At 60.6% G+C, this 13465-nt stretch carries 9 protein-coding genes; 2 read left to right on the forward strand and 7 right to left on the reverse strand.

Annotated elements, in window-relative coordinates:
* Nucleotides 1-62: 62 nt before the first annotated feature.
* Together ACP69Z_RS05910 and ACP69Z_RS05915 are read right to left on the reverse strand one after the other, a co-directional pair.
* Nucleotides 63-422: a hypothetical protein gene (locus ACP69Z_RS05910; protein ID WP_426266596.1), complete on the reverse strand. Its 360-nt coding sequence runs from the start codon at nucleotides 420-422 to the stop codon at nucleotides 63-65.
* 87 nt (nucleotides 423-509) lie between these two features.
* A complete protein-coding gene (locus ACP69Z_RS05915; protein ID WP_426266597.1) occupies nucleotides 510-1451 on the reverse strand; it encodes a hypothetical protein in 942 nt (313 codons plus the stop codon).
* 196 nt (nucleotides 1452-1647) lie between these two features.
* On the opposite strand from ACP69Z_RS05915, the gene ACP69Z_RS05920 reads away from it, so the two are divergent.
* Nucleotides 1648-2163, forward strand: a complete 516-nt coding sequence (locus ACP69Z_RS05920; RefSeq protein ID WP_426266598.1) for a PadR family transcriptional regulator — start codon at nucleotides 1648-1650, stop codon at nucleotides 2161-2163.
* A gap of 211 nt (nucleotides 2164-2374) precedes the next feature.
* On the opposite strand, the gene ACP69Z_RS05925 is transcribed toward ACP69Z_RS05920, so the two are convergent.
* The gene (locus ACP69Z_RS05925) at nucleotides 2375-3268 is read right to left on the reverse strand and encodes a helix-turn-helix domain-containing protein (protein ID WP_426266599.1); all 894 of its coding nucleotides are present in this window, start codon (nucleotides 3266-3268) and stop codon (nucleotides 2375-2377) included.
* Between the two features lie 363 nt (nucleotides 3269-3631).
* Here ACP69Z_RS05925 and ACP69Z_RS05930 point away from each other — a divergent pair, with 363 nt between their 5' ends.
* Nucleotides 3632-3991: a hypothetical protein gene (locus tag ACP69Z_RS05930; protein WP_426266600.1), complete on the forward strand. Its 360-nt coding sequence runs from the start codon at nucleotides 3632-3634 to the stop codon at nucleotides 3989-3991.
* Nucleotides 3992-4107: 116 nt separating this feature from the next.
* On the opposite strand, the gene ACP69Z_RS05935 is transcribed toward ACP69Z_RS05930, so the two are convergent.
* The 4 genes from ACP69Z_RS05935 to ACP69Z_RS05950 form a co-directional block, all read right to left on the reverse strand.
* On the reverse strand, nucleotides 4108-5073 hold the full coding sequence (locus ACP69Z_RS05935; RefSeq protein WP_426266601.1) for a 2OG-Fe(II) oxygenase: 966 nt from the start codon (nucleotides 5071-5073) through the stop codon (nucleotides 4108-4110).
* 85 nt (nucleotides 5074-5158) lie between these two features.
* On the reverse strand, nucleotides 5159-8485 hold the full coding sequence (locus tag ACP69Z_RS05940) for a TonB-dependent receptor domain-containing protein (protein ID WP_426266602.1): 3327 nt from the start codon (nucleotides 8483-8485) through the stop codon (nucleotides 5159-5161).
* A 441-nt stretch (nucleotides 8486-8926) separates the two neighbouring features.
* The gene (locus tag ACP69Z_RS05945; protein WP_426266603.1) at nucleotides 8927-12535 is read right to left on the reverse strand and encodes a M1 family aminopeptidase; all 3609 of its coding nucleotides are present in this window, start codon (nucleotides 12533-12535) and stop codon (nucleotides 8927-8929) included.
* Nucleotides 12536-12547: 12 nt separating this feature from the next.
* Complete coding sequence (locus tag ACP69Z_RS05950) at nucleotides 12548-13426, reverse strand: ABC transporter ATP-binding protein (protein ID WP_426266604.1); 879 nt, start codon at nucleotides 13424-13426, stop codon at nucleotides 12548-12550.
* Nucleotides 13427-13465 lie beyond the last annotated feature (39 nt).

Below are 13465 nucleotides of genomic sequence, written 5' to 3' on the forward strand. Positions count from 1 at the left end.
CGCTAAGCTGACAGTGGCCTTACCGTCCTGGGTTCAGTCGGTGATGGCTATACTAGCCCGTCTCAGGTCAAGCTGTCGGCAAAGATGGCCAGAAAATAGCCCGTTCCAACGGCAAGCAGCACGGGCGCAGCTTTGACCCAGAAGCTCAGGAATTTTCCTGGCTCAGTGCGGCTGCTTTTAGCGCGCACGATCTCGCTAGAGCCGCTGAACGAGCAGACCCCACCGCCACCAATGAGCGCCAGAGCAACAAGGATCGAAGTGGGCTTCACGTCGCTGGGATCGAGATCCTTTGCAACAATGAGCACGCCACCAAGCACCAGGATCGACAGTGAAGTGAGGTGCTTCAGGTAGTCGTAGGTCAGATATGCTGCATCATCCCGATCGGGATCGGCAGTGCGGCGGGGCTGATCCTGTTCCTCCAAAGGGGCTCCACGCTGTTCTGAGACGGCCCCTGCTGACAAAGGCCCCGCCCATTCATCTCATATGCGCCGGACTAGCACCCGGCTCTCTCAGCGTCGCGACGCGAACCTCTTCGTAAACTCCGATCCTCCGCGGACCGACACGGTTTTGGAGATGATCGGCGCATCTGCGTCACCGCGAAGGTGCGACGTTCGCCAAAAGGTCTTGCCGCCGCGCGAGACGGTATGTCCTCGAACGAAGTGCAGGCGGGCGGTCGCTCTTGCCCCATGATGATTGTCTTGCGTTGCTCCATCAGACTGGCGCCGCTCGCCCAGGCGCATGCTGACTTCCACGTGTTCGAGGAGGGGGCGGCGGCGACGCCTCGCCCGTGAAGCATTTAGCTGCGCCAACTGAGAGGGCGTCTGATCGACGACGTCATCGCTGTTCAGAAGTGCAGCGAAGGCCAGGATGAAGGGTAGTGCATACCAGCTTTGTTCCGCCTGGTGCCGAACAAGATCTTGGTAGGCGTATCGCTTGTCCAGCTTGGCTCTTCCTCGCCAGCGTTCTTCAAGCTGCATCAGCGCGTGTGACAGGATGTTGTTGAGGAAGCCCAGATCACCGTGGCTCATCCGGTAGCTGCCCGATGGATAGGGGCTTACATAACGATGATCGAGGTCGAACACGATCTTGCCCGGTAACCGATCAACGCCGCCGTTGAAGGTAGTCCCATACAGAATGATGTGACCTGATCGTCCGCCCTCATTGGTCTGCACGAGGCAGCCGATCTTCTGTGCCCAATCGCCGCCGAAATCACCATCGTCTCCCATTTCGGCAAACCACTCGACCCAGAACTGCTCGGCGGGAAGCCGAAGAAAATCGTCCTTTGCGGTGAGCAATTCGGGAGAGGAGCGGATCAGGTCGCCACATTGAGCCGACGCTTCCTTGGTCATCACATATCTCAGCGCACAGCCGGCGAGCGCCAGCGAGTCGTGATGCGATATGCCGGCGTCCGGCTGCGTGGTGGCGGAGCGAACCTCTGCGATGCGGTCCATCAGTCTCACTGGAAGCCTCATTTAATACGCAGCGTACTAAACGTGCTTCCGATGTCTTTCAAGTTGCAAGTGCAGTGGTCATTTCTCCTCCGGCACCGAATTGATCGAGTCCGCGGATCGGCTAAGTTGATCGTCGCGTCGCTCCTAGTGCAGGAGCTTGCAATCGGAGTGTGCAGGTCATTTCCGGGATCACGCAGTGTTGAGTCATCACGAGAGCCACGTCTTGGCGCTCATTCGAAAGTGGCAGCCAACGACTGCTTACTTCGTGCGGAAGGCTCTGCAGCGAAGCTTGGCGAGCTCGCTGTCCGACAGCCCCGGTAGCGTCTACCCGGTCGTAGAGCGGCTCAAACGGGCCGGTCTCGTCAGCGCGGAGGCGTCTGAGAATGACGGCCGGAAGACTGACTATATTTCATGCACAGAGGCGGGTGAAGAGGCCATCAAGGCCTGGCTTCTCGATGAGCGAAGCCAGGACTTACTGCCCGAAGACCCTTGGCGCACACGCATGATCTTTGCCGACCTGCTCACACCCGCTCAACAACAAGGCTGGCTTGCGGCTTTGCGGCAACGGGTCGCAGCTCAGCTTCGCGAGTTCGACGATCAAGCCGCCCTGATCGAAGACAAAAACTATGCAGCCGCACTGGAGAATGCACGCCTCGTCACGGAGGCGCGAATGGTCTGGATCGAACGGTGCTTAGCGAACTCGATCGTATAGCTCGCTAGTTCGACGAGATGGCCGAGATCCTGAGTAGAGGAGGGGTCGCCAGAGCAGCTCCCTGAAAAAGCCGCCACTGTGACACGTATACCACTTTGTAACGATTTAATACGCCAGACACTTCTCTGCCGATCTGCATGCTGCATGCCGAAGTGCTTCAGCGCTTCCGGAATAGCTCGTAGGAGCCTTCAGGAAGGCCGCGCCTGGGCAATCAGCGGCTCGTTTCCGCGTGCAATACACGATGCACGTCCCCATGCAGATCCGGCGACCGTTTGAGCGCTCGCCGGAGGCTACTCTCGTCACAGAAACCGAAGCGTGCCGCGGCCCCGGCAGCGTTCAGTTCGCCGCGCCGCAATGAGGCCGCTGCCTTTTGTAGTCGCTGCTGACGATGGTAGCTTGCTGGTGCAGCCCCAAACGCAGCCTTGAAGCATCGGTGCAAATGGAACTGCGAGATTCCTGCCTTTCGGCTCAATTCGTCGAGCGGAACAATGCGGTCGTCATTGTCCCACAGCCAAGCGCGCGCGATATCCAAGCGCCTCAACAGGTCGCGGGAAGTACTTCCCTTGATCGCGTCGAGATTACTCAGCTGCAGCCGGACATCGCTCAGCACATCGTGGAGATGAGCAGCGGCATTACAGACGATGCGAGCAGCTGCGCCCTCACCGCGATCCGGATCGCGTGCCAATGCGAGAGCGCCAGACTTTAGATGCTCCGCAAGGGCAGTACCCGACGCGCTAAGCACTCCCGCTCGCCCGGCGGGTGGCTCCGCTCGCTCACACTCCTCCTCCGCCGTTCTTAGATCGACGAAGGGCAGAACCGGGTCTTGTTTAAGGTAGAGGCACATCCCGGTCGTCACAGACGTGGGACGAATTACAGCCGACAAGATCACTCCGGCTTCGACGAGTAGAAATTGTCCTGGCAAGACGACGTGCTCGACACCGTCAACGAGATATCGCTCTTCGCCTTCGAGAACATATTTCAGCGAGGGAGTGGCGCAAAACACCCGGCTTTCACCACGGTGCATCTTGGACAGGACAAGCCGCCCGCCCGGATCACCCTGACGGACCTGTTCTGCATGCTGTTGAACCAAGCTAAATGGGATCATGATGGTTCGTCACCTACGCCGAAGGTAATCATGCTGCGATTTCGGGCTCAGGCCAGCGGCTCAGCGCGCATATTCGTCCAAGAACTCTCGCCAGACGACGAACTGTGGAATGGCGGTGGCCGCTCACGAGAGATCACATCGTCAAATCATCTCGCGTGCGAGCCGGGGGGATCGTTGGCCACGTATCTCGCGAGAAAATAGCAAGAATTGCCCTCGCCCTCCCGATCGCAAACCCTACCTCCTCGAATGGTCTGGCAGCGTTCAAGCGGCTTGAGCCGAAGCATTCAGACCTTGGATCAGGGATGACTGTTCAGCGCTCAAAATCGTCTTCCAGCCTCTTCGCCGAGGGGACGCCAGTTCGGGATGATGGATGAGGAAGGGACCGGTGATCTACGCTTCAAGCGGGATAGTTACATGACATTCGCTCAGCCGTTGCGAAGCTCCTCAACGGCACGTGACCTTATTGCCAAGGGCGCTGATGACATTGCGGCTTTGGCTAAGGCCGGCTTGGATGAGGCGGCTATCCTGCAGAGACTTGAAAGGCTTGGGGCCGAGCTCGCCTCGCCGCAGCCAGCGGCTGCATTGGTCATGCGTTCATTCGGCCCGTTGAGTCGGCAAATCGCGCAATGGTATCGCAGTCTCGATCCGCAATCCGCCAATAAGCTTACTCGGCAGGGCATCGCACTCATGCTCCTGAACCCCCACGCGGCGCAGCGCGGTTGAGGGGAGGCGATGCGATGTGTCTGCCACTTTGATCGGGAGTGCACAGCATCGGCTCTGCTCCGACCTCTTATCCGGCGGTCGCTAGACGCCGAGGGTGACAGCCAGATCTGAGCTATTCAGGCGATTTGTAATGCCTCAGACCTGATCCACCGCGACGCGAGGTACTTGGTCCCGCTCAGCACAGGCCGCCCCTCGTGCAAGGATCTGGTGTCGAGTTCGCCAGCAGCGGTCGTGTTCGTGAACAGGAGGCCGTCTCCCGTCGCGCCCTTGAACGTCAATCCGAGGTTCGGAAAGGCGGTCTCGCCACCCTCATAATCGTCGTTCAGATAGACAAGGAAGGTGAGCACACGTTGTTGGCTGAGCGGAACACCCGGTAGCGCATCACTGTGAAGTCGATACTCCTCTCCCGGTGAATAGCGCAAAATCTGCAATGGTTCGCCAGCGCGGACATAAGTGTCGCTCGCGGCAGCAAGCCGCCGATTGAGAGCGTGAATTGCCGGGTTCTCAACGACGAAGGGGAAAGCCGCCGCCTGTGAGGTTCTGATGGGGTTGGCGACTTGCCGTCCGGTCGCTGGATCGACGACGAGGCTCTGCTCCAGCAAGGGCCCAGCCACCTCCTTGCAATAGCTGCATTCCTGCTTGGTGAAGAGCCCAGGGAAATGCCAGACGTTTGGACTGGCGTGTAAGACTTGGCTCTCAAAAGCCTGAGTAGGCTGGCCGGCAGCATCAAGTGACATGGCGTCGATGATGCGAAGCTGAGTTGCCGCATCTTGATCGGCATCTGCCGCCGAGCGGAGCATCGTCATTGCAAGGGGCCAGTCAGCGGGGCCGCCGGTGCCATTCGCTATAAATGCGCGGCTCACACCAGCCGCAACGCGATCGCCAAGCTCTGCAGCGCGCATGAAGTAATTTCGTGACGCCGTAAGGTCTCGAGGGATGACGCGACCGGACAGATACCAGACTGCAAGCTGGCGCGCCGCCTCAGGGTTTCCGGCGCTCTCCAATTGCCGGAGCAAAGCCACAGCAGCGGGTCCCTGGCCTCGACTGGCGAGATCCGCCGCTCGTTCCATAACGTCGGTCATTGTCTACCCTGTGCAACACGAAATCAGCACGATCACCGAAAAAGAGCCGGGGATTTCTCCCCGGCTTCAGTTCTTCGAGTGTTGATCAGAACTTCGCGACGAAGCCCGTGTAGAAGTATCGGCCGCGATTGTCCCAGATCCCCGAACCGCCACCGACGCCAGTTGAGCCATAGGGTGGTAGCTTGTTCAGGACGTTGTCGACGCCAAGGTAGAAGTTCACCTTGTCCGTGACGTCGAGAGCTGCACGAAGGTCATGGTACATGACCGCCGGATACTTCTCGATCTCGGCATAATCCGTGTTCTGCGGTGGATCACCGTTGACCGAATTGTAGTCCTCATAGGTATTGAGGTACATCTTCCCGATCCAGCGCCCCTGGTAACCGACAGTCAGCCTGTTGCGCTTCACGTTCAAGTTGAGGTTCACCTGATCCTGCGGATCCCCGAGTTCATTCAGGAATACATCCTTGAACGATGGATTCGAAGGATCGGTGAAGCTTTCGTTCCTGAGCTGATGGGTCCAGAGAACACTCGCGTTTACCCGGCCGATGCCGGTGTTACGCACGTAGTTCAGCTGGGTATCGATGCCCCGGACGCGTAGCTTCGCGAAGTTTGCCTGCGAGTTGAGAAGCGACCCTTCGATAATCCGGAAGGCCTCTTCACCGTTCGGTCCACCGCTTGCCCCAGCGCGCTGGAACAGAGCGCAGAACGGATTGTCCAGCGTCGGGGAGTCGTAGCAGAGGTTGGCGATATCCTGCGCAGTGCCGATGCTCGTGATGACGTTCTTGACCTTGATGTCGTAATAGTCGGCCGAGATCGACAGGCCCGGAATAAAGCGCGGCTGGATGTATCCGCCGAGCGTCAAGGAATCCGAAGTCTCGACCTCAAGGTCAGGATTGCCGCCGCTCCTGTACTCGAGCGAACCGGCATAAACGTAATCGTAGCCCGCCGGCCGTCCTGCAGCCGCGCAGTTGGCTTCACGGTTCACGCTACCCGCGCCGATCTGCTTCTCCGCGCAAGGATCGCTGAATCCCGGCGCAAAGTTCTGACTTGCCGCACCGAAGCGCTCCGCCAGGTTCGGCGCGCGAACCGAGCGGTTGTACGCACCGCGGAACGTGATGTCGCGAACCGGACTGTAGATGCCTTCGACACCATAGGTCTTGATGGTCTTGTCGATGCCTTTGTACTTCGACAGGCGGCCGGCGCCCTTCACCGTCAGCGCATGGAAGAAGGGCATGTCCTTCAGGATCGGAATGTTGACCTCGGCAAAGGCTTCCTTGACCGAGAAAGCGGGCGACTCTGCTGCCGGGATGGCGTTGTAGAAGGCGTATCCAGCCTGGGTCAGGTCATCCAGATCATATTCGAGGGTCTGACGACGATATTCGGCGCCCACCGAGAAGCCGATCGGGCCACCTGGAAGCTCGAACAATTGGCTGAGATCGCCCGCGACATAGCCGAGGGCCGCCAGCTGAGTGATTTTGCCGGTCGCCAGCGTGTCGATGGTTAAATAGTCCTTGGCGGCCTGGCTGACGTTGCCGACACCAAAGGGATTGATCGGAACGCAGGCGGCGACATCAGCGGCGAGGATGGCCGGGTTTCCGCCAACATCCTCGCCAGCGTAGCGAGGGTCGAGTTGCGAGCGGCAGACGATCTGTCCGGTAGCAGGATTGATCGCTGAATCGCTGGCAAGAAGGAACCGCTGCGTGTTCACGTTGCCCGTGATGAGGTTCCGCTCCTTGTGCTGCCCGTAGTTCAGCGACAGCTCGTAGCTCCAGTCGGTGTTGAAGTCGCCGCGAAGACCGCCCACGATGCGGTAGGTTTCACGCCTGAAGTCCTCGTCACGAATACCGAGCTCAAGGTAGTCGCGGCGATTGCCGAAGCGGAACGACCCATCGTTGACCTGTGCGATGAGCGCTGCCCGGTTCGCCTGCGCGAGGGCGGCCGTCGATCCAGTAGTGGCGAACGTCGCACCGGTGTTGGGGTTGATGTTGGCTGCGAGCGACGCAAGGGCAGCGTCGCGGATCGCATTCCGCGCCTGGCTCGTGAGGAACGGATTGTCGAGGCGGATGCCTTCGCGATTGACGTTGAACGCGGTAAGGTTCGTCGCGCTCAACGCGCCCGTGGGCGCTGCGAACGATCGATCTTCGAAGCCGCTCACCAACGTGGAGTCGAGAAGAGTCTGACCACGAGTGAAGAACGGACCACTCTGCGATCCGATCGCGTCGACGCGAACATACTTGGCTTCGACGAACGGCACGAGCGCATCAGCGACTTCAAAATGGCCAAGCACGTTGAAGGAGTAGCGCTTCACGTCCGGTGACAGGGCGAGCAGCTGTCCCTCACGGTTATTGTATCCAGCACCGCCGATGAAGCTGCCGGTAGGTGCAAGCCCAACCCGGACGCCCTGGATGGGGGTCAAGCTGCCATCCGGCTGGAAAGCGAGAGAACAGGAGAAAGCTGCGCCCGTGGTGTCGCGTCCGCACGGCGCGCTCGCACCGTTGCGGAACAGGATACCGCCACCCAGTGACGCGTCCGGACGACGCACGTTCCGGAGGAAGATGCGGTCGGGAATGCCATCGGAGCCATTCACCGAACCAGCCGGGTCCGTGTCGACGATGACGAAGTTGTCCGCTTGCCGGAAGGGACGACCGCTCGCGTAGAAGTCCGAGGTGTGGGAGAACTCGGCAGTTGCCGCGATGTTGCCGCGACCACCTGCGAAATTCTTGCCACCGGTCACCGCGACAAACTGGTTGGCAGCATCACCATATTTGGAGATGCCGGACTGAGCGCGAAGCTGCAGGCCGTCGAAGTCCCGGCGGAGGATGAAGTTGACGACGCCGGCAACAGCGTCCGAGCCATAGACCGCCGACGCGCCACCGGTCACCACGTCGATGCGCTCGATGAGGTCGGCCGGGATGGTGTTGATATCGACGGCGGTGCCATCACCCAGCACGTCCGCGGCAACGTGCCGGCGGCCGTTCACCAGCACCAACGTGCGTGAGCTGCCGAGCCCGCGAAGGTCGAGCAGGTTCAGGCCGCGAGTACCAAGAAAGCGCGTGGAGTTCTGAGTGGAGTAGGTGCTCCGCAGCTGCGGAAGATCGTTCAGAACGTCGCCGACCTGGACACCGCCAGTTTGGAAGACTTCTTCACCACGCACGGTCGTGACGGGAACTGCCGATTCAAGGTTCGGAGTACGGATACGCGATCCGGTAACAACGACTTCTTCGGTCGGCAGGACCTCTGCGTCGCCGCTCGGGTTTGCGCTGGTGGCGGGAGGCGCCGTTTCCTGCACATCTTGCTGCTGCTGCTCTTGCGCCGTCTGTTGCGCCTGGGCGGCCGAAGCGCAGCCGATCAGGATGGTCGCGGCCGAAAGCCCGCGCAGGGCCGTCGTGCCGAGATAATGAAACTTACCCATTCAGAACCTCTCATATCGAATCGCGAGATGATCGCGGGGCAGGGATGTAACCCCGGCGCAGCAAAAACAGCGTGCCACGAAAGGCACATAGCGTGAAAACTTTAGTATGGGCAATACTAAACGCGTCTAAGTGTCGCAGATGTGTCACAATGGTATAACGCCATGAGCGCGCCTTCTTAAACAAAGGGATTGCCAGGCAATCCGCTACATCTTTCGGGCGTCAGCTGTTAAGTACCCAGAATACCATCAGGTCGGGTTGGTAGGTTCTGGTAAGGACGGCTGATCCAGAGGGCTTGCCCTTAGCGGACGCAAGAGCAGCGGACGTCGACAGATTGTCTCAGGGAGGGTGAGGGCGCTCGGCGCGAGCGGTCACCAAACTGATCAAAGCAGCAGACCGGTCGCCGTGATGACCAGCCCTCGAGTTCTCTGAATTCTAAGCGCCTAGCCGGGACGGTCCTCGACCGGTGCGATGTTGTCGTTGCTATCTCGGTCTATGTAGAGGCCAAGGGGATCAATGCCGGCGTGGGTAGGCTTACGATCCGTCACGAAACGGAAGATCTGCCTTCCGCTGCGGACTGCCTGCGAATCCATGCGCAGCACATTCTTCTTGCCGATCAAAGGTCCGCTTGGGTCTGCCGTGAAGAGCCCGACCGAGATACGAGCGTGAAGTGGTGCTTCACTCTCTTTGCCTTTACCGTCGGCATGAAGCTTTCTAGCAGCCACGGGCACGACAACGTCCCACTTGCCGTCGGGCCGCTTCGCCACGATCGGCTTCTCCACCCTAAGATCGAAAAGGGTGATGCGCTCGAACAGGTCAGTGATGAGCGATCGTTCATCGGCCGTAGCAGCCTCTTCACGGAGCATGCGGATCAGATCGACCGAGCGCGGATTGGGCCCATCGGTGAAGCGATAGCGCGCAATGAACCGCCGCAGCGCCCGATTGACCGCCTCTTCACCCATCCGTTCCGACAGCAGGTAGAAGGCAAGGGCCCCCTTGCCGTAGTTCACATAGTCCTGGTCCAGGCTGGCGCTGACCAGCGGCTGCTCGTCTAACAATTGGGTTCTGCGACCGCTGAGATAACGATCCCGCTGCAGCTTGAAGAAAAGCCGAAGCTGATCTTCCCCATGCAGGCGCTTCAGCACCATCAGCGCCGAATATTGGGTGATGGCCTCACCGATAAGGCCGGCACCTTGCATCCTTGCTGCAGTGACCTGGTGGCCCCACCATTGGTGAGCCATTTCGTGGGCAACGAGCATGCTTACCATGTCGAGTTGCGCGGGAGCGCGAAGATCGAGGCCGAATATGCCTTCGGACACGGCGACCATGTTGGGAAAGGACTGTCCGCCCCCGCCCAGTGCCCGTTCCACGACCTGCGCCTGATCGAACTGATAAGGTCCGAAGGCCTCGCGATAGTAGGCCATGGAGGCTTGCATGGCCTTCATCATGCGCCTGACGTTCCAGCCATGCGCAGGGTGATAGTAGATGGCGTGTTTGATGCCCGCGCTTGTTTCGGTCCTGAGGGCGTAGCGACCCGACTTGACCAGGAAGAAATTGCGGATCGGCACATCGGACAGGAAGCGAGCCACCCTTCGGCCGTTCTGCACCTGGTCGGCCACACGCCGGCCCGGCGCGATCGGAGTCTGATCCGGGCTGGTCGACACTCGTATGTCGGCCGTCGTCCAGCTGACATCTCCATTCGGCTGCGCCCCGGCGGCCGCAGGATCGTCGAGCCGCGGCAAGGGCGCGCGCTCGGGTAGCCCATATTGCCGGCGGGTGGCGGGATCCTCGATCAATCCGTGGTCCGTCATCCCGATCCGCGGTGTCAGCTGGAGACTATTGAGGTCGCTCCCGTTCGGCGCCAGCTTGTCTTCGATGTTCGAAGCGCGAAAACCGACCTGCGCTCGACGTGTCTCGAAGCCGAGCCAACGGGTCTCGCCCGGCTTCATAGGCACCGCCAGCCGATAAATGCGGTAATCGAACCGTTCGTCGTTCCGCTCCAGCCGCGCCCCTGGCAGGTCGACCGACAGCAATTCCAGATCGAGGTCCAGCAGCCTCAGGTGCAGCTGGTCGATCGGCGCGTTTGTCTCGTTGACCAGGCGGTAGCGCCCACGCACCTCCGCATGCGCTCCATCCGGGAACAAAGCGACGTCGAGTTGCACGTGTCGGACCACCGGCTGGGGCAGGGTGGCAAAACGAAAGTAGCGCTTTTCCAGCTCGACGAAGTGGCGCTCCATCTCGGCGCCGGTCCTGAACTGGTTCAGTATCAGCGTGTTGTACGCAATCCACGTTCCCGTACCGGCGATCAATGCAAGGGCCGCCAGTCCCGACAGCCCTGTGCCCAGGGTCAGCCGTTGTGGCAGTCGGCGTAGCCGGTTGCGGACCTGCTGCTCGGCACCGCGCGGCCAGAGCAATTGCACGGCCAACAACAGCAGCACGGCAACGGACGCCCAGAACAGCCGGAACCACCAAGCTGCCTCACCCGCATAGCCCGTGCCCGCCATGGCCGAGATGGTCACCTGCGGGAGGTTGCCGTAGATGGCGAGCGGGTATTCAAGCCCGGCTGCAGGTCCGAAGGTCAGCAGCAGGATGTAGAGGAGCATCACTCCCCAACCGGCATATTTGGTGGGGCTCAGCGCCTGAACGAACACGGCCAGAACCGCGACCAGCATGGCGTCCGCCAAACTCGGCAAGAGGAGCCAGTCGAGATAGGCAAGCGGCTCGATCGCGACGGCGCCACTCATCAGTTGAACCAGCATCCCGGCCGCCACGCCGACCAGCAGGGTAAGCAACAGCACCAGCGCAAGGCCGAGCACCTTGGGTGGCATCAGCGCCCAGGCTGCAATCGGTGCCGCATCGATGATCTCGTGCACCCGCCGCTCACGTTCGCGCCACACCAGCTCGCCGCCGAAATAGGCCGACATGATCAGCAGGATCGTATCGAAGAAAGCTTCAATGGTCGGCACGGCGACTTGCGTGACCGGGTAAAGCGGCACGTCGAGGAAGCCGGTCGCAGTCGACAAGGCGGTCAGGGTCAAGCCGAAGGCGAACAGAAGCAGGATAAGGAAGGCAGGGCTACCTAGCACGAAGCGCGCCTCCATACCCATCCGGGCAAGGAACTGGCGCACGGCGGCTTCCGGTCCGGACCGAGGGGCCGCAAGTGGCTTGAATGGCAAGGCAGGTGAATAGGTCGCGGTCTCGGCCTGCTCAGAGCCCTCCCGCGTGCGCCGAAGCTTCTGCCGACGCGACATGCCCCGGTCCGCGAAGCTGAACATGCGATAGGTCAGCGCCAGGAGGGCGAGCGATAATCCGACCCACAGCAGCCGCCCGAATACCATGAGGGAGGATACGGGGACCGCGCCGCCGTTGAGCTCGGCCGCAGTGTAATAGCGCGAGCTTGCCATGTAGGAGGCCATTCCAAACGGATCGAGCAGCACTTGGAAGTTCTGGAGGTCCGTTTCCCCTTCCATCAGCCGCTGGGCGACCAGGTAAAGGATGAACAAGGCGATCACCCCAACGAAGGTCTCGGCTGTGGACCGTGTCGCCGTGGCCAGCGCGAACAGGATGGCCGAGATGATCAGCGCATTGGTAACTCCGAACAGCGCAAAGCCATAAAGATAGCCCGACAGCCGGTTGGGCCCGAGCATCTCATGCGTGCTGATCGGGAAAACGGTCCCAAGCCAAGCGCCGAGCGGCACCGCTGCCATGACCAGCGCACCAACGGCAAACGCGCCCGCAAAGCGGCCGATCAGATAATCGAATTTCGTTATTCGCGTGGACCGGATCAGCGGCCCGAAGCCGGTCAGATCGTCGCGCACGATCACGTTGGAAACGAATGCCGCGCCGATGAACAGGAACAATAACGAGACAAGCAGGTGCGACAGGATCAGATAATGCGGGCTGTTGTAGAGGACATTGCCACCCTCGGTGCTCACCAGCTTGGCGACCGACGTGTCTGAAAAGGCGAACACAAGGAACAGCAACGCCGTCACGACGAACAATGGGCTCGTCACCTGATAGCGGAACTCAAAGGCGGCGATCCCGCGGAACATGGGCTTGGCTCCTCAGGCTGCGCGGCGCGCTGAGGCGAGGGTGGCAAAATATACATCCTCGAGGTCGCCCTCGGCCGCTTTGAAGCCCTTACCCGGGTCGCAGTCGGACAGGACGTGCACCACCGTTTGCCCACCCATGAGCCGGGTCGAGATGACGTCGAAACTGGCCCTGAAGTCAGCCAACTCGGCCCGATCGATCGGCCTGGTCCACACGCGGCTGCGGGTCGACTTGATCAGCTCATGCGGCGCCCCTTCCAGTTGGACCCGGCCGCCGGCCAGCACGGCCATGCGCGGACAAAGGTCTGCAACATCCTCGACGATATGGGTCGACAGGATCACCACCACCGTTTCACCGATTTCGGCAAGCAGGTTGAGGAAACGATTGCGCTCCTCCGGGTCGAGACCGGCGGTCGGTTCGTCGACGATGATCAATTTGGGATTGCCGATCAGCGCTTGGGCGATCCCAAAGCGCTGCCGCATGCCGCCGGAAAAGCCGGCCAATGCTTTCTTGCGGACGCTCCAAAGGTTGACTTGGTTTAGCAGGCTTTCGACCGTGTCCCTGCGATCGGACGCCGATACGATGCCCTTCAAGGCAGCCATATGGTCGAGCATCGCCTCGGCCGAAATGCGGGGGTAGACGCCGAAATCCTGCGGCAAATAGCCAAGCGTTTGCCGCAGCCTGTCTGGCTGCGCGATCACATCGATGTCGCCGAAGCGGATGCTTCCGGCCGTTGGCGTTTGCAGCGTCGCGATTGTCCGCATCAGCGTCGACTTGCCGGCGCCATTGGGGCCGAGCAGACCATACATGCCGCGTGGAATGCTTAGCGACACCTCGTCCAGCGCGCGGGTGCCATTGGCATAGACATGGCTCACGCCAACTAGTTCGAGCATCTTCGTAGACCCTGCTGTCACATCCGACCGCTTCCGGAG

It is taken from the genome of Sphingomonas sp. LHG3443-2, from assembly GCF_049896405.1.
Lineage (GTDB): Bacteria > Pseudomonadota > Alphaproteobacteria > Sphingomonadales > Sphingomonadaceae > Sphingomicrobium.